This window comes from Cyanobium sp. Morenito 9A2 (assembly GCF_024345575.1).
Taxonomy (GTDB): domain Bacteria; phylum Cyanobacteriota; class Cyanobacteriia; order PCC-6307; family Cyanobiaceae; genus ATX-6F1.
The window spans coordinates 86,628-108,986 of the sequence record NZ_JAGQBJ010000003.1 but is presented as its reverse complement, the minus strand read 5'-3'; the positions used below and the strand labels follow the sequence as shown (position 1 = coordinate 108,986).

Here is a 22,359-nt window from a genome sequence, read left to right as displayed (position 1 = left end):
AGGGCAAACCGCGTGGGTGACGGCTGGCAACTGCTGACGATCCGGGGGATCCCCCTGCGGATCCATCCCAGTTGGTTCGTGATCCTGGCCCTGGCCACCCTGGCCTTCCAGGAGCGCTATGGCCAGTTACTGGCGGGGGCCACCAACGCCGCCAGCCTCTGGCTCCTGGCCTTCCTGACGGCGCTGCTGCTGTTCGTCTCGGTGCTCCTCCATGAACTGGGCCACTCCCTGGTGGCGATGGCCCAGGGGGTGAAGGTGCGCAGCATCACGCTGTTCTTGCTCGGGGGTGTCGCCAGCGTCGAACGGGAATCGACCACCCCCTGGGGCGCTCTGCTGGTGGCGGCTGCTGGGCCCATGGTGAGCCTGCTGCTCGCGGCGGGCCTGCTCACGATCACCCACCCTCTGGCCCACATCTCGCCGCTGCTGGGGGCGATGGCCGGGGAACTGGGGGCCTTGAACCTTGTGCTGGGACTCTTCAACCTGCTGCCCGGCCTGCCGCTTGACGGCGGACTGATCGTCAAGGCGCTGGTCTGGCAGGCCACCGGCAGCCAGCGCCAAGGGGTGAAGGTGGCCGTCGGCTGCGGCCGTTTCCTCTCCCTGCTGGCGGTCGGGCTGGGCACGGTGCTGGTGCTGCGGGGCGGGGGCATCAGCGGACTGTGGTTGATCCTCCTTGGCTGGTTCGGTCTTGGGGCCGCCCGCAACCAGTTGCAGGGGTTGGCGCTGCAGAAGGCTCTGCGGGACCTGAAGGTGCGGGATGCAGCCAAGCGCCGCTTCCGGGTGCTGGAGTCCAGCACCAGCCTCCGGGAGCTGAGCCAGGTGCGCATCGCTGACGAAGACGGCAACGGTGACTGGTTTCTGGTCTGTGACCAGGGCCGCTGGCAAGGGGTGATCGACGATGAACCGCTCAAGACCATGCCTGTGCAGCGCTGGGATGGGGAACGCCTGGGCAATCACCTCCGGCCCCTCAGCAGCCTCTCGAGCATCCGCGAGGATGCCCCCCTCTGGCAGGCCGCCCTTCAGCTCGATGACCCCGACTGTCGCCGGCTGCTGGTGCTCAGCGCCGCCGGGCTCCCCAGTGGCACCCTGGAGCGCTCCGACCTCTCGGAAGCGGTGTTGGCGCGGCTCGGGTTGAACCTGCCCAAGGGCTTGGTGGAGGCCGCCCAGCGCCAGGGGGGCTACCCCCTGGGCCTGGCCCTTGGCCAGGTGGCCCGCTCGATGCTGGCCAGTGGAGAAACCGACACCGACAACGCCAGCAGCCTTCAGGCTCCCCCAGCGCCCTCCCAGCGGTAGCGCCTGCGCCGCACCTCAATTTCGGCCAACTCCTCGATCCCCAGGGGCCGGCTGATGAGGTCACCGCCACAGAGGTGCTGGGCCGCCGATTGCCGCAGCAAGGCCTCCAGCGCTTGGCCCTGCAGCGGCAGGGGATCGAACGATGGTGGCGGCTGGTCAAACACCAGCCGCCAGATGGGCTCTGGCGGATCGATCAGCAGGCTTCCGTGCTGCAGCAGGCGACCCCGACGCCAGAGCTGGGCACTGCCCACGCGCTTGGCCCCACCGCCATGGACCAGATCGGCGTTGGTGCTGGTGGCAAAGCAGCTGCTGCGGCGGGCGCTCGCGGCCGCTGCGCCCGGCTGGAGCGGCTGGCCGAGGGCGGCAAAAGCCCTGCGCAGCCAGGCGCAGGCCTGCCGGTAGGCGAGCGGCCGGTCAGCGGGGGGATCGGGCCAATGCAGCGCGTAGGTCAAACAGCCGGCATGAAGCACGGCACGGCCCCCGGAAGGGCGACGCACCAGGGCAATGCCCGCCTGGGCTGGCAGGTCAAACCAGTGGGGCTCCAGCCGGCGCTGGTGCCACCCCAGCGACAGCGTGGGGCGCGACCAGCGGTAGAGGCGCACCACCGGGCCGCTGCGGCCCGCCACCAGTTCATCGAGGAGCCAGTCGTCAATGGCCATCTGCCAATCGCCCGGGAGGCTCAGCGGTGGAATCCAACGCCAGGCTCCGGCGCTGAGGTTCAGGGGGGATGCTGGGACGACATTCAAGATCGGGGCCTGCGGGACCATGCCTTGGGACTTGTTGCCGCTCTTACCCCTGGGCATCCTGGCGGGTCTGCTCTCAGGGGTGCTGGGCATCGGCGGCGGTCTGGTGTTTTCGCCCCTGCTTCTGGTGATGGGCCTCGACCCCCATCAGGCCATGGCGACCAGCACCCTGGCGATCCTGCCCACCACCCTGGCGGGCACCTCGGCCCATCTGCGCAGCGGCAGTCTCCCCCCGGTACCAGGGATGGCGATCGGCGCCGGTGCCCTCATGACAGGCTGGCTCTTCAGCCATGTGGGCAGCCTGCTCAATGGTTGGCAGCTGTTGGGCTTGCAAGCGCTGGTGTACCTCGTGCTGGCGTTCACGATTCAGGCGAAGGAAGCACTGCCGGCGCAGAACCCCAAGCGGCCCCTGCCCCTCGGGGGCCTGGCGGCGGTGGGACTGGTGGCGGGGTTTGCCGGGGGGTTGCTGGGGGTCGGTGGTGGCCTGGTGATGGTGCCGCTGATGGTGCGTCTGCTGAACGTGCCGATCCACCTGGCGATTCGTTTCAGCACCCTGGCGGTGTTCTGTTCGGCCAGCGGCGCTGCGCCTGCCTTTCTGGGCGACGGCCGTGGTCAGTGGCTCCCCGCCCTGCTGCTGGGGGGCACAGCCGCTTTCGGCGCCCATTGGTCGGCAGCACGGCTCAACCGGGTGAGTGAGGCGCGACTGGTGTGGTTGCTGCGTCTGGTGGCCATCAGCCTGGCCCTGGACAGCGGCCGACGGGCCCTCAACCTGGTGCTGTCCGGCTGAGGCCAGCGGAGCCTCGCTCACGGCTTGCCATCAAGAACCGTCCAGAAGGCCGGCTCGAGCGCGTAGCCGAGCACGGCGGCCATCTGGTCCAGATTCGCTCGGCAAAGGACACCCTCACGGGCGCCCCAGGCCTCGAGCTGAAAGAGCCGGTGCGTGATCCAGAGCTCCAGGCTCCCGGGGGCAAAACCTAAGCCCTCGCTGGCACTGAAACCATGGGGGAGCAGCATCGCCACGTGGCGGGCCAGCTGACCTCCACTGCGCTCGAGAACCAATGGAAGCCAGGGATGGAGCGCATCGGCCCGCAGGCTCCAGAGGCGCAGTTCAGGGATCTCAGAACGCTCCCGCGGGTCGCCCTCCTGCAGGGGCCAGTCGAACTGAAGGTCGAGCACCGGCCCGAGGGCCAACAGTTCCGCCGCCCCTAGACTCGTCCATGGGACCAACGGCGTGAGATCAAGACCCCGGATCGCTGCGGGATCAACCTGAATGATGCTGGGGGGAGTAACCATCAAGGTGCGGGGATCGAGATCACCGGCCGGACCCTAAGGGGCGGCGTGCGGAGGTGACGTCCACGCCATCAAGAGCTGTGACAGCCAACGCTCAGCCCGCGGAGCCGCAGCCCTAAACCTGGACAATGGCCAAGACAAATTCGAACCGCCGCGGGTCATGGTTTCTTCTCTCAGCCAGGCCGAAGTTCTGATCGCTCTTGTGGTGGCCGCCCACGCTGGTGTGCTGGCCGTCCGCCTGGCCGTGAGCCTTTACAAGGCCTGATCCCCACAACTGGCGGCCGGATCCTGATCAATCCCTTGGCAGGTCCACCAACCTCTGCTACAAGCAGAGGCGATCGGAGCCCCAACGTTGAGCACCCAACCTGTTCGCTCCGCCAGCCGCGGGTCCGAGCGCTCCCAGGAACGCCGTAACTCACACCGGCGGAGCCCACAACCCCTGGTGCCGTTGCACTCGCTCTCAGGCCTCGGGGATGGGATTGTTTTCAGCAATCAGACAGCCGCCAGCCAGGTAAGGGCCCTTGGCCTCTCCAACGAGCGGCGTGAGTTGCTCTGCAGTGCCATCGGCCTGACGGTGAAAATCGGTCTGACCTGTCTGGTCGTTGTCAGCCTTTCCCGCATTGCCAGCGCCTACCAGGAACGCCTCGATCGCAACGGCGAACTCTCGGCCATCCTCGACATTCAGACCACCAAGCTCAACAAGGCCCAGGAACGATTCGACAACCTGTTCGCCACCGACGGTGAGCAACGGTTGATCCGTCAACAAAACCAGTGGATCGCTCCAAACCGTCTGAGGGTGGTCTGGCAGCAGCCACAGCCCAGCCCATTTCCATCTGTTGAGCGCCCCCCCGCCCAGCCAGGGAAACCCACACTCCGTCCTTAGGTTGAGGCTTCCGTCACTGTCACGGTTGCCATGCCCGCCGAGCCATCGACCAGCCCCTCCACGGCCGCAGGCAGCGGCGGGGGCGATGCCGGCAACGTTCTGATCACGGGCACCACCTCAGGGGTGGGCCTCAACGCCGTGAAGGCCCTGGTGGATCGGGGTTGGACAGTGATCACCGCCAACCGCGACCCGGTCCGTGCAGCGGTCGCAGCCGACGCCCTGGGGATCTCGCCAGAGCACCTGCATCACCTGCGTATCGACCTCGGCGATCTCAACAGCGTGCGGATCGGTGTCGAAGCCCTGGTGGACTCCCTGGGGTTTCCCCTCGACGCCCTGGTGATCAACGCGGCGGTCTACAAGCCCCAACTCAAGGAGGCGGAGCGCTCGCCCCAGGGCTATGAGATCTCGATGGCCACCAATCACTTCGGCCATTTCCTGCTCATCCAGATGCTGCTCGAAGAGCTTGAGCGCTCAAGCCACCCCTCCCGGCGCGTGGTGATTCTGGGAACGGTGACGGCCAACTCCAAGGAGCTCGGGGGCAAGATCCCGATCCCCGCCCCTGCCGATCTCGGCGATCTCTCCGGCTTTGAGAAGGGCTTCAAGGCGCCGATCGCGATGGCCAACGGCCAACCCTTCAAGCCCGGCAAAGCCTACAAGGACAGCAAGCTCTGCAACATGATCACCACCCAGGAGCTGCACCGCCGGCTGCACGAGTCCACGGGAATCGTGTTCAGCTCGCTCTACCCAGGCTGTGTTGCCGACACACCTCTGTTCCGCAACACCCCGCGGCTGTTCCAGAAGATCTTTCCCTGGTTCCAGAAGAACATCACCGGCGGCTACATCACCCAGGCCCTGGCCGGAGAGCGGGTGGCCCAGGTGGTGGCCGATCCCGAGTTTGCTGTTTCTGGGGCCCACTGGAGCTGGGGCAACCGCCAGAAGAAAGGGGGCAAGCAATTCCTCCAGGAGCTCTCCGAAAAAGCCAGCGATCCCAGCACCGCCCAGCGCACCTGGGCTCTTTCGATGAAGCTGGTGGGCTGGCCTGAGCCATCCCCTGTGCAACTTTTGCCTCTGGGGGATTCAGTCGAATCCCAGCAGGTCAAAGATGTCGCGGTCCTTCAGTGATTCAGCCTCCAGAGGCTCAACGTCGTTGAGCATCTTGCTGGCCAGACTCAGATACTCCTGCTGCACCGCCTCCACCTCCGGGCTGCTTTCCATTTCGAAGATGGTGCACTTCTTCAGTCGCGAACGGCGGATAGCGTCCACGGTCTTGAAGTGGGCCATGGTGCGCAGGCCGGTGCGCTCGTTGAACTTGTCGATCTGATCGGTCTCTTCGGAGCGGTTGGCGATCACGCCGCCGAGGCGCACCTTGTAGTTCTTGGCTTTGGCATTGATGGCCTGCATGATCCGATTCATGGCGAAGATCGAATCGAAATCATTGGCGGTCACGATCAGGCAGTAGTTGGCGTGTTGGAGAGGAGCGGCGAAGCCACCGCACACCACATCGCCCAGCACATCAAAGATCACCACATCGGTGTCTTCCAACAGATGGTGCTCCTTGAGCAGCTTCACGGTCTGCCCGGTGACGTAGCCGCCACAGCCGGTGCCGGCCGGCGGACCGCCCGACTCGACGCACATCACCCCGTTGTAGCCCTCAAACACGAAGTCTTCAGGGCGCAGTTCCTCGGTGTGAAAGTCCACGGTTTCGAGGATGTCGATCACCGTGGGCACCATCTTCTTGGTGAGGGTGAAAGTGGAATCGTGCTTGGGATCACAACCGATCTGCAGCACCCGCTTGCCCAGCTTCGAGAAAGCCGCAGAAAGGTTCGACGAGGTGGTGGATTTGCCGATGCCGCCCTTGCCGTAAACGGCGATCACCAGGGCACCTTCCTCGATGGCCATGCCGGGCTCCTGATGCACCTGCAGGCTGCCTTCCCCGTCTTCCCGGGGGTTGCTGGGGCCGGTGGTCGCAGGCGGAATGAGTGTGGAGGTCATGGGGTAACGAATGGGGAAGGAAGGCCGACAACCCGGCGGATCACTCGTAAGGGAACAGCCTGATCAAGGCAGATCGCGGTTGTCGGGGGAACACGCAAACCGACACATCGGCGGCGTTGCAGGGATCAGCGGCTGAAGTGGGCCTTGGCGTCGTAGAGGGTTTCGGCATCGATCGACGCCAGACCCCGCTCTCTGGCGAAAGCTTCGGTGTTCTTACGAACTTTGCCCCGCACGAAGAAGGGAATCTTCGCCAGCTCCGCCTCGCCGTCCGGCATCCAGCTGGGCTCTCCGGCCACCGTTGGCGGCGCCTGGATCGCCACCGCCGTGGCCGTGGTCGCCTCCCGCTCAAGGCCTGGCGCGGCGGCATCCCCAGGGGGGGGCTGATCCACCGCGGGGGCCATCGAGGGTGCCCCATCCCCCAGGTGGCTGCGGTGGCCGTCCACGAACTCGAAGTCGTGGCGGAACATCCCGATCAGATGCTCCTCCAGCCCCATCATCAGCGGGTGCACCCAGGAATCGAAAATCACGTTGGCCCCCTCCCAGCCCATCTGGGGGGCGTAGCGGGCCGGCACGTCCTGCACGTGCAGCGGAGAGCTGATCACCGCGCAGGGCAGGCCGAGCCGCTTGGCACTGTGGCGCTCCATCTGGGTGCCGAGCACCAGCTCAGCGGCCGCCTCACCCATGGCCTTCTCCACCGCCAGGTAGTCGTCGGTGATCAGGGCCTCCAGGCCCAGTTCGGCCGCGGCGGCCCGCACCTCCCGGGCCTGCTCGCGGCTGTAGCTGCCCAGCCCCACCACCTGGAAGCCGAGTTCCCTCGAAGCGATCCGGGCGGCGGCGATGGCATGGGTGGCATCAGCAAAGATGAACACCCGCTTGCCGGTGAGGTAGGTGGAGTCGACGGAGCGGGAGTACCAGGGCAGCCTGGACCTTCGTTCGGCCTCACTCGGCCGGCCATCGGTGGCCTGAAGCTCGGCCGGAAGTTCAAGGTCGAGAACAGCATGCAGCTCCCGCAGGAAATCGGCGGTGGCACCGATGCCGATCGGCACCGTGCGCACCACCGGCAGGCCGAAGCTGCGCTCCAGCCAGCTGCAGGCCGGCCCCGCCACCTCCGGATAGAGGCAGACGTTGGCATCGGCGCTGGGCAGGCGAATCAGATCCGCGGGCCGGGCCCCCAACGGCGCCACCACGGCCACATCAATGCCGTGCTCCCCCAGCAGACGGGTGATCTCGATCACATCGTCGCGGCAGCGGAAGCCCAGCAGGCTGGGGCCCAGCAGGTTGACCCGGGGCCGGCGGCCCTCCGCGCGCCAGCGGGAGGGGGAGGGTTTGGGCGTGCCCGGCGGGGGCATCTGGTCTTTCAGCAGGGTGCGCACCAGCTGGTAGAAGGTCTCGGCCGCCCCCCAGTTCTCCTTCTTGGAGTAGGCCGGCAATTCCAGACTCACCATCGGCACGCCCAGGTTCATGCCGGCGGCCAGGGCGCCTGGCTGGTCCTGGATCAGCTCAGCGGTGCAGCTCTCGCCCACCAGCAGCGCCTCCGGGCGGAAACGGGCCACCGCCTCCCGAATCGAGCGCTGCACCAGCTCGGCGGTGTCACCACCGAGGTCGCGGGCCTGAAAGGTGGTGTAGGTGACGGGAGGCCGCTTTCCCCGCCGCTCGATCATCGTGAACAACAGATCGGCATAGGTGTCGCCCTGGGGGGCATGGAGCACGTAATGCACCCCCTCCATCGAAGTGGCGATGCGCATCGCGCCCACGTGGGGAGGGCCTTCGTAGGTCCAGAGGGTCAGTTCCATGGGGACGTCAGGAGAGCTGCAGCAGAGCACGGCGCCGCAGGGGCCGGGCGAAGAGTTCGGCCAGGTCGCCGGCCTGGTCGCATCCATGGATCGGGCTGAACACCAGCTCGATCGACCACTTGGTGGCGATGCCTTCGGCCTCGAGTGGATTGGCCAGCCCCAGACCGCAGAGCACCAGGTCGGGACGCTCAGCCCGGACCCGCTCCAGTTGCCGGTCGACATCCTGCCCCTCGCTGAGTTGGGTGCCGGCGGGCAGCAGGGCCAGATCGGCCGCCATCAGCAGGCGATCGAGGTACGGAGTGCCCACCTCCACCAGCTCCATGCCGCATTCACGGGCCAGAAAGCGGGCCAGGGGAATCTCCATCTGGGAATCGGGAAGCAGGAACAGCCGCTTGCCGACGAGCACCTGCCGGTGGGGCTCAAGAGCCCGGCGGCCCCGCTCCACCAGGGGATCGAGCACCTCAGCAATCCGGGCGTCAGGCACCCCGAAGGCCCCAGCGGCCGCCGCCATCCAGTCGCGGCTGCCCTCCACGCCGAAGGGGTAAGGCGCCTGTAACAGGGTGGCTCCCCGGTGCTGGAGGGCCCGGGCCGTGGCGCTCAGGAAGGGCTGGGCCAGCAGCACCCTGGTCCCCTTGCCCACGGGCGGAAGCTCGGTGGAACGGCGCGGCGGCAGGCAGCGGACCGTTGGGATGCCCATCCGCTCGAAGATGAGCCGGAAGCGATCCTCCACCGCATCGGCCAGGGTGCCGACGATCAGCAGCTGCTCCTCGTCGCTGTTGGCCATCAGGGGCATCATCGCCAGCAGGGCGTTGTCTTCCCCCTGGGTGAAGGTGGTCTCGATGCCGCTGCCGGAGTAATTGAGCACTCGCACCCGGCCCAGCAACTGGGCGGAGAGGCGTTCAGCCGCCTTGGCCAGATCGAGCTTGATCACCTCACTGGGACAGGAGCCCACCAGGAAGAGGGTGCGGATCTCGGGTCGGCGTTCCAGCAGATCCTTCACCAGACGGTCGAGTTCCTCGTTGGCATCGGCCAGGCCGGCCAGATCGCGCTCACCGAGGATCGCCGTGCCGAAACGGGGTTCCGCAAAGATCATCACGCCGGCGGCCGACTGGACCAGGTGGGCGCAGGTGCGGGAGCCCACCACCAGGAAAAAGGCGTCCGGCATGCGGCGGTGCAGCCAGACAATGGAGGTGAGACCGCAGAACACCTCCCGCTGGCCGCTCTCCTTGAGAAGCTCGGGTGGCGGCAGCGGGGCCGGAGACACGCTCATCGGCGTGACCTTCCATGGGGGAGAGAGCGTCCACAACTAAGTGAGCACGGGTCCATTCGGTTGAAGGTTCCCGTTGTCTTAGGGATTGAGCTGCAGGAATGTAATGCGGCGAAGGCATGGTGCCGTTCCGTGGGACGCCGCCATGCCAGACCAATCCTCTGCAGATGAGGGCTGCCCCAACGCCAGCCAACCGGAGCCGGACCTGAGGGGCTGCTGAAGGCTCATCCAGGGAGAGCGGGTCTAGCTCGCAACGCTCCTGGCCGGACAAGCCCCGAAGCGCGGGCTGCTGAGCTGAGAACGGAGCCGGTCAATCGGCCACCAAGGGGACAGGATGCTGATCGAGGGGCCGCCGCCACCTGAGACCGGTCTCCTTGCCAAGCGCCGGGCCAAGCGGTTTCGAGCGCGGTTTGGAACGCGAAGGAAGGGAACCAGCCGCCGCGCCCTCCAAAAACCACAACGTCGCCCGGTGCCGCCAGAGCCGGAACCGGCTGCGCAATCTCATCCGGGCAGGATCACCCGATCGATCACATGCACGATGCCGTTGTCGCAGACGATGTCGGCGGACACCACCGTGGCGTTCTTGACCTCGAAGGGTTCAGCGCGGCGAATGGGCACAGGTGCGCCCTCAAGGCTCTCCCACTCGGGCTGATCGATCAACTCCGCGCGTGTGTGCGCCCCAGAGAGAACGTGAAACTTCAGGATCCGAGCCAGTTGCGGCACGTTATCCACCAGCGTCTGCACCGTGCCTGGAGGGAGGGCGGCGAAGGCGTCGTCGACGGGGGCGAACACCGTGAAGGGGCCGGGGCTCTCAAGGGCACCGGTGAGACCCGCCACTTCAACGGCGGTGAGCAGGGTGCCGAAGCAGCCGGCTCCCTTGGCGGTTTCAATGATGTTGGCCATGGGAGATCTCCTAGCGGTAGTCCTGGGTCTGGATCTGAGGCAAGCGTGCCTCGGGCCGGATAAAACGGTCCATCTGAGCCTCGAAAAACTTCCGGTTCGCCATCAGGTGCTCCGGATCTGTGTCGTCGAGGGGGTAGAGGAGCGCGCAGCGCAGGGCCTGGATCACCGCTGAGGTGACGTTGTACATGGAACGCTGGAAGGTGACGCCAAGCTGGATGAGGATGTCAGCCTCCCCGCGCTTGTGCTGGTCGTAGAGCTCCGTGAGGTAAGGCGGCAGGAAATGGAGCATGTCCTGCATCAGCAGCGTGGGTGGGATGCCCGCCGAGCCCACGGGGAAGACATCGGCATAGAGGATGCCGTAGTGGAAGTCGGCCTGCACTTCGGGCACCTGGCCGGCCTGGGCGTTGTAGCTCTTGGTGCCCCGGAACGGCGCCGTGCGGTAGAAGACAGCCTCCACATAGGGAAGGGCCGCCTCATACAGCCAGGTGAAACCTTCGGATTTGGGGATGATCTCGAACATCTCCTCGCCGATGTACACATGGTGGTAAATCGGCCGGCCGGCCACGGCGAAGATGCCATTGACGAGGAAGTCCATGGCGTCGGGCACCCCTTTGAATCCACCTTCGTCATAGATGTCGCTCATCTCGAAGAAGACCGGGGCCATCACCTCCCAGAACAGGCCCAGGTTGGCGTAGTAACTCATCTTGCGAACCTGCTCCAGGAACATCTCCGGGAACAGGGCATGCAGCCCGAGCATCAGGGGGTTGCCCTTGAAATAGGCCTTGATCGCCCGGTCGGCGTTGGCCTTGTAGACGTCGGTTTCGAGGTAGTCGTAGAAGCGGCCACCCATGCCCTGGTGCCACAGCATGGCCTCCATGCAGGCCTCAGCGAACTCCATGTTGATGCGGTCGTGCCACAAATGATGGAGAAGTTTGGACATCGGGCGGGTCTCGCCCTTGGCCATGAACTCCAATAGCTCGGGGTGGGCCGTGGCCTGTCCACGCCAGATGCGCAGCTTGGAATCGTCGCCGGCGTAGGAGTTGGGCAGGTCCAGATACTCCTGGGTGGGGAAGTACTTAAAGGCCGGCAGGGGATCAAGGAACACCCGCTCGGCGATGTAGAGCAGGTCGCGCCAGTAAAAGTCCATCGGCACGGCATAGGCCTTGTAGATGCCGATGATCTGCATCAGGTTTTCCGGCGTGTCCGGCAACATCGAACCGCCGGCCTCCAGCCGATGGATCACCTCGGCGTAGGGATGCTGCGAAGGAGGGATCAGGGGCGGACGGGTGGTGGTTTCGGCCGCGGCGGAAGGCGGAGTCATGAGACGGGGACCTCCAGGGGGAAGGTGAGGGTGGCCGAAGCCAGGAAGGTCTGGGCGGGGGAGGGAGGAATCTGCTGGGCCCGCAGGGCCAGGGCTGCCGTACTGCTTTCACTCCAGCCCACCAAGGAGGTGGGCCAGAGCCCGCCCACCACCACGAGCACGGTGAGCACCATGGCTGGAAGCCGTTCCTGCCAGGTGGTGCTCTGCCAGTCGGCCCGTTCGTTGTCGAGTCGACCGAAGCCCACCCGATTGAACAGGCGCACGGCATAGACGGCCGTGAAGCCAGAGGCCACCAGGCAGATCAGGGTGGCTCTGGGGAAGGCCGTCCAGCTTCCCTCGAACACCAGCAACTCCGCCGGGAAACCTGCCAGGCCGGGGATGCCGGCGGCGGCCATCAGGGCGAGTAGCAGCATGCCCAGGGTGAAGGGCAGGCCCCGGTAGGGATTGAGCAGGCCGGAGAGCTCCGGGATGGCGGTGGTGCCCGTGCGGCGCTCGATCAGCCCCACCGTGGCGAACAGCAGGGCCACGATCAGGCCGTGGGCCAGCACCTGGGCCACGGCCCCCTGCAGACTCATCGGGGTGGCGGCCGCCAGGGCCAGCACCAGCAGGCCCATATGACCCAGTGAGCTGTAGGCCATCAGCCGCCGCATGTCGCTCTGGGCGATGGCGTTGAGGGCGCCATAGACGGCACTCACTGCTCCGGCGGCAGCGATCCAGGGGGACCAGGCCATCCAGGTATCGGGCAGGAAGCCCACCCCAAAGCGCAGCAGACCGTAGGCACCGAGCTTGGCCACCGCACCGCCCAGCAGCATCACCACCGGCGTGGGAGCCTCGGCGTAGGTGAGGGGCTGCCAGCCATGCAGTGGCACCACCGGCAGCTTCAGGCCGAAGCCGAGCAGCAACAGTCCGAGGATCACGGCGGAGGCCCGGGGGGTGATCTCCGCTCGCATCAGGTCGTCGTAGGCGAAGCTGAAGCCGTTGGCGTTGAACCAGCCCAGGGCCAGCACACCGGCCAGCAGACTCAGGCCCGAGACCGCGCCATAGATGAGGTAGCGGATCGCCGCACCGGCCCTCCGTTCGCCTCCCCAGATCGCCACCAGCAGTGTGGTGGGGATCAGCACGAGTTCGAAGGCCAGCACGAACAGCAGGGCGTTGCGGGCCAGGAAGGCGCCCACCACTCCGAGGTTGGTGGCCAGCATCAGCGGGAAGTAGAGCCGCGGACGGAGCTGGTCGGCGGGGGAAGCCAGGATCGCCAGGGCGGTGAGCAGGCCGCTCAGCACCACCAGAGGCAGGGAAAGGCCATCCAGACCAAGATCAAAGGAGAGCCCCAGCTTCGGCAGCCAGGCCAGGTGCAGATCCGCCGGGGGGTACCACCAGCAGAGCAGGGCCAGCACCAACTGAAGGCCCGGGGCCAGGGCGGCAAGGCTGCGCACCAGCACCGGACGATTCTCCGGCAGCAGCGGCAGCAGCACTCCCGCCAGCAAGGGCAAGGCGACGAGCAGGGGGAGAACCAGGGGTGCCATCAGCGGAGTGGAAGGAAGGGCACGGAGGGCTGGGAGACCAGCAGCCAGGCGGCCATCAGCAGCACGCCCAGCAGCAGGGTGAGGGCATAGGCCTGGGTGCGGCCAGAGGTGGTGAAACTGAGTCGGCGGGCGCCCTCCATGGCGGCGCCACCGGTGGCGCCGCTGAATCCATCCACCAGCCGCTCGTCCGTCCAGGCGCTGAGGCGGGAAAGGGCCACCACGGCGCCCACCACGGTGCGTTGGTAAAAGCGCTCGGTCTGCATGTCGTGGGCGAGCCAGTCCTGCAATCCCCCGAGGGTTGCCGGCAGGTGGGCCAGGGGATGGGGACGTAGATAGAAGATCGCTGATAGTCCGCCACCTACCAGGGTGGATAGCAGCAGGGGCCAGGCCATCGGACCCCAGCCAGGCAGGGGCGTGAGGGCATAGAGGCCGTTGCGCACCAGCAGCTGGGGCAGGTGCAGGGTCACCCCCATCAGCACGACGGTGGGCAGCACCATCAGCCAGAGGGCCTCGGGCGAACGTGTGGTGAACGGCGATGGGCGGCCGGCCCAGATCAACCCGAACACCCGGATCAGGCCCGCGCTGATGAGGGCATTGGTGAGCAACACCAGGCTGCCCAGGAGAATCGGGCGGTCGCTGGCACTGGTGAGGGCCATCAGTTCCCTAAGAGCCGCGAACCCTCCGAAGGGGGGCAGGGCGATCAGGCCGGCGGCGCCGGTGAGGAAGGCGAGGCCGATCAGGGGCCGGCGGCTCCAGAGGCCACCGAGCTTGGTGAGGTCCTGGGTCACGTTGGTGATCACGATCGTGCCGATCGAGAGCAGCATCAGGGCCATCGGCAGGGGATACACCAGCAACAGGTGATCGGCCGTGGCGATGCCGCCCAGGCCCACCGCCATGAACAGCAGCCCCATCCAGCTGGTGACGAGGAAGGAAAGGGCACGCTTGACGTCGATCTGGGCCAGGGCGATCAAAGCCCCCACCACCGCACTGGTGCCGCCCACCACCACGAGCACCGTCTGCACCAGCGGGCTCAGGGCGATCAGGGGCTGGAGACGCAGCAGCACCCAGGCGCCGCCGACCACCACCACGGAATTGCGCAGCACGGTGGAGGGCAGGGGGCTCTCCATCGCCTCATCGAGCCAAAGATGCAGGGGGATCTGGGCACATTTGCCCATCGGCCCGGCGATCAGAGCCAGCAGGATCAGGGTGACGCCGGCAGGCAACTCGTCGGGGTTCTGCCCAGCCGCCCAGGTGGCCAGGCCATGGAAATTCCAGGTGCCAGTCACCGGCAGGATGGCGATCAGGCCGGCCAGCAAGATGAGGTCACCGATCCGCTTGGTGAGGAAGGCATCGCGGGCTCCTTTCACCACCAAAGGCTGGTTGTACCAGGTACCCACGATCAGATAGGTGCCGAGCGTGAGCAGCTCGAGAATCACATAGCTGAAGAACAGGGAATCGGTGAGCACCAGGGCGCAGAGACCGGCCTCGAAGAAGCTGAGGCTGCCGAAGAAACGCGGCCAGCCCCAATCCATCTCCATGTAGCCGATCGCAAAGATCTGGGTGAGCACATGCAGCCCGGTGATCACCGTCATCGCGATCAGGGCGGGCTCCGTGATGATGCCCTCGAACCCGATTGAAAGGCCGGCAGTCGAAAGCCAGGTCCAGCCGAAAGTGAGTGGTTTGTAGAGGGCGCTCGGCCCCGCTGCCGCATTCGAGAGCAAACCCATAAGGGCCAGCACGCTGTGGGCGAAGGCGAGGCTCACCATCAGCAGGTTGAGATAGCCGCAGGGGCGTGGCCCCGTGCGCCAGATGAGGCCAGGCGACCAAGCCGAAGAGGCCACGGCGGCCAGCAACGGGTAGAGGGGAATCAGCCAGGCCGTCTCAGTGAAAAAGACGGTCATCAAGGGAGCCAGCGAAGGTCACCGCATTCGGTGGTGCGAATACTAAAAACGGCGTCGAGTGGTTGGGTGGGACGGGGCAACGGCGTTGCCTATCGGTCAACCAAGTTCTGATTATCGCCCTCGCTGGTTAGGGTCCACTGCGACCTTTGCGAACTGCCATCAGCCCATGGCCCCCCCCACGGTGCTGATGAGCCTTCTCGTCCTGCTGCTGGCGGTCGTGGCGGCCAGGCGCCTGCAGGGTCTGGTGGGCAGCGCCGCACTGCCGGCGATCTTGCTGGAACTCACGGTCGGCTTCCTGCTCGGCAACACAGTGCTCTCCCACGAGCGCCTCAACGGCGTGGCGGGCATCGCGGAGCTGGGGGTGATCAGCCTGTTCTTTCTGGTCGGCCTGGAAACCAGAGGCGATCTGCTGGCCAAGCACCGCAGCACGATTGTGCGAACGGTGCTGATCAGCAGCCTGGCGCCGCTGCTGTTCTTTGTACCGCTCAAGGCCCTCACCGGCGCCAGCACAGCCCAGGCGCTGCTGTTCCTGGCGGTGGTGGCCGCCACCGGCACCGGGGTGACCCTGCGCACCCTGCGCAGCCTTGGGGCGATGGCGACCCCCTCCGCGAGGCTGCTGGTAGGTGTTTCAGTGCTCGACGATCTTCCTGCCGTGGGCCTGCTGGCCCTGGCCACGTTTCTGGCCAGGGGATCGGACGTTGGCGGCAACGGAGCAGGCGCGCTCGAGGCAGGTGGCCCTTTCGCTTCGGGAGGATTGGGCTGGATCGCCATCGGCCTGGCCCTGGCGGTCCTGAGCTATGGCCTGGTAAAGGCCTGGGTGCAGCGCTGCGGCCCGCGGAAGCTGGGCCCGCTTGCCCTGGTGCTGATGATGATCTCCAGTGCCGCTGCCGGGGAAGCGTTCGGACTCACGGGCCTCTTCGGAGCCCTGGTCGGAGGGATGCTGCTGGCCCGGCTCAGCCCGCCCGATGCCGCCGTGGAGGACAACCTGGTGGTGTTCTCCGATGTGTTCGTGCCGCTCTACTTCGTGACCGTGGGGATGCGCGTGAAGCTGGACTCTCTGCTCACCCCTGCGGCCTGGAAACTGGCGGGACTGTTGACCGTCATGGCCCTGATCAGCAAGCTTGTCTGCTGGTACGGGATCGGCAAAGGGGCCCGCACCCAGGGCGTTGACGCCTGGACGGTGGTGTTTGGCCTGATCCCCCGCGGTCTTCCCGGCCTGGTGTTTGCCGGCGGCGCCCTCAAGGCTGGCCTCATTGACGACACGGCTTTTTCAGCCCTGGTGATCATGGTGACCACCACCACGGTCCTGGGACTGCTGCTTCTGAACCGCCGCGTTCAGAGCCTGCGGCGGAAGGCGTCGCCGTAGGAAGTGCGCTCGGCATCAGCGCTGCTGCGGCTCAGCTTCCAGACATTGCGGCTGAGGCGGCGGGCCACCAGGCCGGCCCGCTCCACAAAGCCCGATCCGGGCCTTGCCCCCAGCAGCAGGCTCACCTCGAACGTGCTCAAGGGAGCGCCGGTGCGAATGGCCAGGTCGGTGAGTTCAAGCCGTTGGCGCAGGGCGCCTGCATCGAGCTGGCCCCCCTCACCGCCGTCGTTCCAGATCAAGGGTGCCTCGCTGGCATGGCCCCCCAAGCGCTGCATCAACCCCAAACCGATGAAAGCAAGGGCCTGCTCAGGTTTGACGCCCTGGTCCACGGCCTGGGCAATCCAGTCGGAAAAGGTGACGCTCTCCGGCTCGGAGCGGAGGGGCTGGGTCGGAGTGGTGCTGTTCGTGGCCACGGCAGGTTCCACAGGGTGCCTGGGCGGAAGGTACCCGCTTCTGCCGTTGGCGCAAGGGGCGTCCCTGCGCTGATGGACAGCCAACCGGAAGATCAGTTGACTTCAGTCCCCATGCCACCGGGATCGTCCCTGCGCGGGGTGACGGGCTTCAACTTCCCCCGAGTGACAACCACCAGCAGCCGGCCGAAACCAGCCTGGGGTTACCCCACCATCTGATGGTTCCTTGCGCGCCACAACCAACCGGCAACTGCTTGATCGCGGTCGGCGAATTTCTGCAGGTAGATGCGCTCCCCGAGCGAGACCGGTTGATCGTTGCCGATGCGCTCAATGATCGCCTGGAGGCGCAGGCGAGTGGTGGACGTGAGCATGGGGCGCTCCCCAGGGATCCTCCCTTGATAGCGGGGGCCTGCGAGGCCGTCGTGTCGATGGGCACCGTTGCCGCCGGGCGTCAGCGGGTCCCCATCGGGGCGCAGGATAAGATCACCCCCAGCTCCTCGCCCATGGCCTGACGAGCGGCCATCCCAGCCCCCTGAGCCATGGAGCGTCTCACGAGCGTCGACGACTTGCGGACACGACGCCGCCGCCAGGGCCTGGGAGGATCGACAACCCCGATCACTGGCACCCAGATCGACATCGAGCGCAGTGGACCCAGCTGCGTCACCGTGACCACCGACAGCGAAGGCCATCGGCTCGCCAACAGCAGTGGTGCCGTGCAGTCCATCCAGTTGCGCACGTACGTCTTCATCGACTCCCTGCAACCCCAGCTCGCCGCCTACATGGGCACCGTGTCCCAAGGGTTTCTGCCGATCCCCGGTGATGCCTGCCTTTGGCTGGAGGTGTCCCCCGGCATGGCCGTGCACCGCGTCACCGACATCGCCCTCAAGGCCAGCACGGTGCGTTTGGGACAAATGGTTGTGGAGCGTGCCTTCGGCTCCCTGGCGCTCTACCACCGCGATCAAAGCAACGTGCGCCATTCCGGCCAGGTGGTGCTGGAGGCGATCGGCAGCAGCGTCGATCGCCGCAGCAACTGCCACGTGAGCTGGACGGAGATCATCCGGGCGATCACCCCTGACCATGCGGTGCTCATCAACCGCCAGAACCGCCGGGGGTCGATGATTCAGGCGGGGATGAGCATGTTCATTCTCGAAACAGAGCCTGCCGGCTACGTGCTGATCGCCGCCAATGACGCCGAGAAGGCATCCAACATCACGGTGGTTGACATCAAGGCCGTTGGTGCCTTCGGCCGTCTCACCATCGCTGGTCGCGAAGGGGACGTGGAGGAGGCCGCCGCCGCCGCCATGCGCGCCGTGGCCCTGATCAACGCCTGAGCGGCACCTGCAGGAGGGTCAGCAGATCGGGAGCCAGGGCGCGAGCGGCCTTGCCGCGACTGCCGAGCCGGACCTTCTGGTGCTGAGGCATCTGAGCGAAGGTGAGGCCCGCTTCTCGCACCCAGAAGAGCGGGTCATAGCCCCCGCCTTCCCCCCGGGGCGCTGTGAGAATTTCGCCGCGGCAAACACCTTCAGCTTCAAGCACAGTGGAGCCGCGGGGATCAGCCAAGGCCATGGCGCTGTTGAAGCTGGCGCTGCGATAGGGGGTCTCCCCCATGTCCCGCAACAATCGCGCCAGGCGTTCCGGATCGCTGGCGGCATAGCGGGCGGAATAGAGCCCTGGAGCGCCCCCCAGGCCATGCACCTCCAGGCCGGAGTCATCGGCCAAGGCCCACTGGCCCGTAAGCCGAGCCACCGTTTCGGCCTTCAGGCGGGCGTTCTCGGCGTAGGTGGTACCCGTCTCCTCGATCTCCAGACCCTCGGGCTGGGGGCGCACATCAAGGTGGAGGCCTTCGAGCATGCCAGCAATCTCCTCCACCTTGCGGGGATTGCCGCTGGCGATCACCAGGACCGGTCGGGTCAGCGGGCGATCAGCGAACAAACCCACGGACAAGCTTGGCAGGGGCAACAGCAGCCCCATTCTCCGCCATAGCCCCCAAGCCGACTCACCTCCAGGGAAGGCTCAACCCCAGGTCGACTCCGACGCGCCTGCCGAACCCAGGCGCCATCGCCTTGCCATTACAAAGGGGCAAGCTGCAAGAGGCTGCTTCCTTCACGTCCCAGAGCATGGAAGCCTTCTGCCTCGCAGAGGATGACGGGCCATGCAGGTTGGTTGAAGGCTGCTCCGCCTCCTGGCCAGCACGGGGCGCGCCGTTCGCCACCCCGTGCGACAGGGTTGATCTACCCCTTGCTTTTGGCGACCGCCCTGGCTGGGGTTTCGATGCAGCCCGTAGGCTGACTCCCCGCTGAATCCCTCGATCGGGCCGCGATGGATACCAGCCTGGTTCTGCAGAATCTGCTTTCGCCCCCCGTTCTGTTTTTCTTTCTCGGGGTCCTGGCGGTGCTGCTGGGCTCCGACCTGGACATTCCCTCGCCGCTGCCGAAGCTGTTTTCCCTCTATCTGTTGCTGGCGATCGGCTTCAAGGGGGGACTCGAACTGCAGCACAGCGGCCTGGCCGGCCAGGTGCTGCCAACGATCAGTGCGGCGGTGTTGATGTCCTTGGCGGTGCCCCTCATCACCTTTCTGGTGTTACGCACGCGGCTCGACGCCTTCAACGCCGCCGCCATTGCCGCCACCTACGGCTCCATCAGCGCCGTGACCTTCATTACGGCCCAGAGCTTCCTCGGGGTGTTGGGGGTGAGCTTCGACGGCTTCATGGTGGCTGCCCTGGCCCTAATGGAATCGCCGGCGATCATCATTGGTCTGCTGCTGGTTAAGCTGGCCGCGCCCCAGGAGCGTCCGGGGGGCGGCGAGATGTCCTGGAGCTCCGTCCTGCGGGAAGCCTTCCTCAACAGTTCGGTGTTTCTGCTGGTGGGAAGCCTGGTGATCGGCTTTCTCGTTGCCCAGTACAGCCCGAGCGGGGTCACCAAGATGGAACCGTTCACGGACAAGCTCTTCTACGGCGCCCTCAGTTTCTTTCTGCTGGACATGGGCATCGTTGCCGCCCAGCGGCTGGCCGAACTCCAGAAGGCAGGCGCCTTCTTGATTGCCTTCGCCCTGCTCTGTCCACCGGTCAATGCCCTGCTGGGACTGGGCATCGCCCTGCTGCTCGGGCTGGCCCAGGGCAACGCACTGCTGTTCATGGTGCTCTGCGCCAGCGCCTCTTACATCGCCGTACCGGCCGCGATGCGCATGACCGTGCCGGAGGCCAACCCGAGCCTCTACATCTCCACCTCCTTGGGGCTCACGTTCCCCTTCAACATCGTCGTAGGCATTCCCGCCTACATGGCGATTGTCCAGCGCCTGATTCCTGCCACCTGAGAGCCATGAAACGCGTCGATCTGATTTTCAGCGAACGGGAACTCGACAAGATCTGCACCGCGATCGACAAGGCGGGAGCCCCCGGCTACTCGGTGATGCGGCACGTCACGGGCCGTGGGCCCAATGGAGAGGTGTCTGAGGGCATGGACTTCAGTGGCCTGGGAGCCAATGCCCATGTGATCGTCTTCTGTGGAGCCGACGTGCTCGCCAAACTGCGCTCCAGCGTGCGCCCGATCCTGAAGTACTACGGCGGTGTGGCCTTCGTGGCCGAAGCGGAGAGCTTCTGATCCAGCGGCCCAGAACCATTGCCTCCAGGCACTCCGGGCGCCGGAACCGGGCGGGAGAACAGCAAAACCAACGTTTTGTTTCGCACTGATCAGACGCTCTTATAGATACATGCACGGACCGTGATGGCCCCATCCGTCAAAAGTCCTTGACGGGGGGGTAAGCGCAGGACCATGGTGACGAACGAACCTTCCACCCCCCCCTTCCAGGAGCAGGCAATGGCTAACGAAACCATGGGCATCGCCCTCGGCATGATCGAAACCCGGGGCCTCGTCCCTGCAATCGAGGCGGCCGACGCCATGACCAAGGCCGCCGAAGTGCGCCTGATCGGTCGTGAATTCGTCGGTGGCGGTTACGTCACCGTTCTCGTGCGCGGTGAGACCGGCGCCGTCAACGCCGCCGTCCGCGCCGGTGCCGATGCCTGTGAGCGCGTTGGTGATGGCCTCGTGGCCGCCCACATCATTGCCCGCCCCCACCGCGAAGTGGAGCCTGCCCTGGGTAGCAGCAGCAACTTCCTCGGCGGCAAGGACTGAGGCCTGATGCGCCCCTGAAGGGACGCCAAATCCTCTGAATTCCTACCGAACCAACTAGAGATCTCCCTATGAGCAAGAAGTACGACGCAGGGGTCAAGGAGTACCGCGACACCTACTGGACTCCCGACTACGTTCCCCTCGACACTGACCTGCTGGCCTGCTTCAAGGTCACCGGTCAAGAGGGCGTTCCCAAGGAAGAAGTGGCTGCCGCCGTGGCCGCTGAATCCTCGACAGGCACATGGTCGACCGTGTGGTCCGAGCTCCTTACCGACCTTGATTATTACAAGGGCCGTTGCTACCGCATCGAAGATGTGCCCGGTGACAAAGAGTCGTTTTACGCCTTCATCGCCTACCCCCTTGACCTGTTCGAGGAAGGTTCGATCACCAACGTGCTGACCTCCCTGGTTGGCAACGTCTTCGGCTTCAAGGCCCTGCGCCACCTGCGCCTTGAAGACATCCGCTTCCCGATGGCGTTCATCAAGACCTGCGGTGGCCCGCCCAACGGCATCCAGGTCGAGCGCGACCGGATGAACAAATACGGCCGTCCTCTGCTGGGTTGCACCATCAAGCCCAAGCTCGGTCTCTCCGGCAAGAACTACGGCCGGGTGGTTTACGAATGCCTCCGCGGTGGTCTCGACTTCACCAAGGACGACGAAAACATCAACTCCCAGCCCTTCCAGCGCTGGCAGAACCGTTTCGAGTTCGTGGCTGAAGCCGTTAAATCGGCTGAGGAGGAAACCGGCGAGCGAAAGGGTCACTACCTCAATTGCACCGCCAACACTCCTGAAGAGATGTATGAGCGCGCTGAGTTCGCCAAGGAACTCAACCAGCCCATCATCATGCATGACTACATCACCGGTGGCTTCACAGCCAACACCGGTCTGGCGCGCTGGTGCCGCAAGAACGGCATGCTGCTCCACATTCACCGTGCGATGCACGCGGTGATCGACCGCCATCCCAAGCACGGCATCCACTTCCGTGTGCTGGCCAAGTGCCTGCGCCTCTCCGGTGGTGACCAGCTGCACACCGGCACCGTGGTCGGCAAGCTTGAAGGTGATCGCCAGACCACCCTGGGCTTCATCGACCAACTACGGGAATCCTTCGTTCCCGAAGACCGCAGCCGCGGCAATTTCTTCGACCAAGACTGGGGCTCCATGCCCGGCGTGTTCGCTGTGGCCTCCGGCGGCATCCACGTGTGGCACATGCCTGCCCTGGTGGCGATCTTCGGCGACGACTCCGTTCTGCAGTTCGGCGGTGGTACCCACGGCCACCCCTGGGGTTCGGCTGCCGGTGCCGCTGCCAACCGCGTGGCCCTGGAAGCCTGTGTCAAGGCTCGCAACGCCGGTCGCGAGATCGAGAAGGAAAGCCGCGACATCCTCCTGGAGGCCGCGAAGCACAGTCCCGAGTTGGCAATCGCCCTCGAAACCTGGAAGGAGATCAAGTTCGAGTTCGACACCGTCGACAAACTCGACGTCAACGTCTGATCGTCCTCTGATCGCCTACGCAGCAAGAGAGGGGCCAGGATTGCTGGCTCCTTGACCTTGAGG

General features: G+C 65.8%; 23 protein-coding genes. 10 read left to right on the top strand and 13 right to left on the bottom strand.

Annotation, left to right across the window (positions count from 1 at the left end; translation table 11 throughout):
* The first annotated feature begins 12 nt into the window (after positions 1–12).
* Entirely contained in the window at positions 13–1,290 is a 1,278-nt protein-coding gene (locus KBY88_RS05700; RefSeq protein ID WP_254938947.1) for a site-2 protease family protein, read from the top strand.
* Here KBY88_RS05700 and KBY88_RS05695 read toward each other — a convergent pair.
* Positions 1,260–1,949 (bottom strand): lipoate--protein ligase family protein, encoded by a 690-nt coding sequence (locus KBY88_RS05695; protein WP_254938946.1) that lies wholly within the window; start codon positions 1,947–1,949, stop codon positions 1,260–1,262. The two genes, KBY88_RS05700 and KBY88_RS05695, sit on opposite strands and share 31 nt — an antisense overlap.
* 106 nt (positions 1,950–2,055) lie before the next feature.
* On the opposite strand from KBY88_RS05695, the gene KBY88_RS05690 reads away from it, so the two are divergent.
* The gene (locus tag KBY88_RS05690) at positions 2,056–2,820 is read left to right on the top strand and encodes a sulfite exporter TauE/SafE family protein (protein ID WP_254938945.1); all 765 of its coding nucleotides are present in this window, start codon (positions 2,056–2,058) and stop codon (positions 2,818–2,820) included.
* 17 nt (positions 2,821–2,837) lie between these two features.
* Here KBY88_RS05690 and KBY88_RS05685 read toward each other — a convergent pair whose 3' ends face one another.
* Complete coding sequence (locus KBY88_RS05685) at positions 2,838–3,326, bottom strand: CRR6 family NdhI maturation factor (protein WP_254938944.1); 489 nt, start codon at positions 3,324–3,326, stop codon at positions 2,838–2,840.
* A 157-nt stretch (positions 3,327–3,483) separates the two neighbouring features.
* Between KBY88_RS05685 and psaM the strand changes: the two genes are divergently transcribed.
* A complete protein-coding gene (gene psaM / locus KBY88_RS05680; protein ID WP_254938943.1) occupies positions 3,484–3,588 on the top strand; it encodes a photosystem I reaction center subunit XII in 105 nt (34 codons plus the stop codon).
* A gap of 195 nt (positions 3,589–3,783) precedes the next feature.
* Here the strand turns inward: psaM and KBY88_RS05675 are convergent, their stop codons facing one another.
* A complete protein-coding gene (locus KBY88_RS05675) occupies positions 3,784–4,086 on the bottom strand; it encodes a hypothetical protein (RefSeq protein ID WP_254938942.1) in 303 nt (100 codons plus the stop codon).
* Between the two features lie 150 nt (positions 4,087–4,236).
* Between KBY88_RS05675 and KBY88_RS05670 the strand changes: the two genes are divergently transcribed.
* Positions 4,237–5,328, top strand: coding sequence for a protochlorophyllide reductase (locus KBY88_RS05670; protein ID WP_254938941.1), 1,092 nt, complete (start codon positions 4,237–4,239; stop codon positions 5,326–5,328).
* Here the strand turns inward: KBY88_RS05670 and bchL are convergent.
* From bchL to KBY88_RS05635, 7 genes are all read right to left on the bottom strand, one after another.
* Complete coding sequence (gene bchL, locus KBY88_RS05665) at positions 5,284–6,198, bottom strand: ferredoxin:protochlorophyllide reductase (ATP-dependent) iron-sulfur ATP-binding protein (protein WP_254938940.1); 915 nt, start codon at positions 6,196–6,198, stop codon at positions 5,284–5,286. The genes KBY88_RS05670 and bchL overlap by 45 nt on opposite strands.
* A gap of 125 nt (positions 6,199–6,323) precedes the next feature.
* Positions 6,324–7,991: a ferredoxin:protochlorophyllide reductase (ATP-dependent) subunit B gene (locus KBY88_RS05660; protein ID WP_254938939.1), complete on the bottom strand. Its 1,668-nt coding sequence runs from the start codon at positions 7,989–7,991 to the stop codon at positions 6,324–6,326.
* 7 nt (positions 7,992–7,998) lie between these two features.
* On the bottom strand, positions 7,999–9,240 hold the full coding sequence (locus KBY88_RS05655; RefSeq protein WP_254939132.1) for a ferredoxin:protochlorophyllide reductase (ATP-dependent) subunit N: 1,242 nt from the start codon (positions 9,238–9,240) through the stop codon (positions 7,999–8,001).
* Between the two features lie 519 nt (positions 9,241–9,759).
* Positions 9,760–10,161 (bottom strand): CO2 hydration-associated protein CupS, encoded by a 402-nt coding sequence (gene cupS, locus KBY88_RS05650; RefSeq protein ID WP_254938938.1) that lies wholly within the window; start codon positions 10,159–10,161, stop codon positions 9,760–9,762.
* A gap of 10 nt (positions 10,162–10,171) precedes the next feature.
* On the bottom strand, positions 10,172–11,482 hold the full coding sequence (gene cupA, locus KBY88_RS05645; protein WP_254938937.1) for a CO2 hydration protein CupA: 1,311 nt from the start codon (positions 11,480–11,482) through the stop codon (positions 10,172–10,174).
* Positions 11,479–13,005 (bottom strand): NADH-quinone oxidoreductase subunit M, encoded by a 1,527-nt coding sequence (locus KBY88_RS05640; protein ID WP_254938936.1) that lies wholly within the window; start codon positions 13,003–13,005, stop codon positions 11,479–11,481. Before KBY88_RS05640 ends, cupA begins: the two co-directional genes overlap by 4 nt.
* Positions 13,005–14,906, bottom strand: a complete 1,902-nt coding sequence (locus tag KBY88_RS05635) for an NAD(P)H-quinone oxidoreductase subunit F (protein WP_254938935.1) — start codon at positions 14,904–14,906, stop codon at positions 13,005–13,007. The genes KBY88_RS05640 and KBY88_RS05635 overlap by 1 nt, the downstream gene beginning before the upstream one ends.
* 187 nt (positions 14,907–15,093) lie before the next feature.
* Here KBY88_RS05635 and KBY88_RS05630 point away from each other — a divergent pair, with 187 nt between their 5' ends.
* Positions 15,094–16,272 (top strand): cation:proton antiporter, encoded by a 1,179-nt coding sequence (locus KBY88_RS05630; RefSeq protein WP_254938934.1) that lies wholly within the window; start codon positions 15,094–15,096, stop codon positions 16,270–16,272.
* Here the strand turns inward: KBY88_RS05630 and KBY88_RS05625 are convergent.
* Together KBY88_RS05625 and KBY88_RS05620 are read right to left on the bottom strand one after the other, a co-directional pair.
* Positions 16,242–16,685 carry a DUF8679 domain-containing protein gene (locus KBY88_RS05625; RefSeq protein ID WP_396102622.1) on the bottom strand — a complete coding sequence of 148 codons (444 nt, stop codon included), beginning with the start codon at positions 16,683–16,685 and terminating at the stop codon, positions 16,242–16,244. The genes KBY88_RS05630 and KBY88_RS05625 overlap by 31 nt on opposite strands.
* 200 nt (positions 16,686–16,885) lie before the next feature.
* On the bottom strand, positions 16,886–17,053 hold the full coding sequence (locus tag KBY88_RS05620) for a DUF8638 family protein (RefSeq protein WP_254938933.1): 168 nt from the start codon (positions 17,051–17,053) through the stop codon (positions 16,886–16,888).
* A 168-nt stretch (positions 17,054–17,221) separates the two neighbouring features.
* On the opposite strand from KBY88_RS05620, the gene KBY88_RS05615 reads away from it, so the two are divergent.
* The gene (locus KBY88_RS05615; protein WP_254938932.1) at positions 17,222–18,013 is read left to right on the top strand and encodes a BMC domain-containing protein; all 792 of its coding nucleotides are present in this window, start codon (positions 17,222–17,224) and stop codon (positions 18,011–18,013) included.
* Here KBY88_RS05615 and rdgB read toward each other — a convergent pair.
* The gene (rdgB, locus tag KBY88_RS05610) at positions 18,003–18,626 is read right to left on the bottom strand and encodes an RdgB/HAM1 family non-canonical purine NTP pyrophosphatase (protein ID WP_254938931.1); all 624 of its coding nucleotides are present in this window, start codon (positions 18,624–18,626) and stop codon (positions 18,003–18,005) included. The two genes, KBY88_RS05615 and rdgB, sit on opposite strands and share 11 nt — an antisense overlap.
* 375 nt (positions 18,627–19,001) lie before the next feature.
* Here rdgB and KBY88_RS05605 point away from each other — a divergent pair, with 375 nt between their 5' ends.
* The 4 genes from KBY88_RS05605 (at position 19,002) to KBY88_RS05590 (ending at position 22,296) form a co-directional block, all read left to right on the top strand.
* Entirely contained in the window at positions 19,002–19,994 is a 993-nt protein-coding gene (locus tag KBY88_RS05605) for a sodium-dependent bicarbonate transport family permease (protein WP_254938930.1), read from the top strand.
* 5 nt (positions 19,995–19,999) lie between these two features.
* Positions 20,000–20,281, top strand: coding sequence for a P-II family nitrogen regulator (locus KBY88_RS05600; RefSeq protein ID WP_254938929.1), 282 nt, complete (start codon positions 20,000–20,002; stop codon positions 20,279–20,281).
* A gap of 216 nt (positions 20,282–20,497) precedes the next feature.
* Positions 20,498–20,812, top strand: a complete 315-nt coding sequence (gene csoS1 / locus KBY88_RS05595) for an alpha-carboxysome major shell protein CsoS1 (RefSeq protein ID WP_254939130.1) — start codon at positions 20,498–20,500, stop codon at positions 20,810–20,812.
* Between the two features lie 68 nt (positions 20,813–20,880).
* The gene (locus KBY88_RS05590) at positions 20,881–22,296 is read left to right on the top strand and encodes a form I ribulose bisphosphate carboxylase large subunit (protein ID WP_254938928.1); all 1,416 of its coding nucleotides are present in this window, start codon (positions 20,881–20,883) and stop codon (positions 22,294–22,296) included.
* The last annotated feature ends 63 nt before the right edge of the window (positions 22,297–22,359 follow it).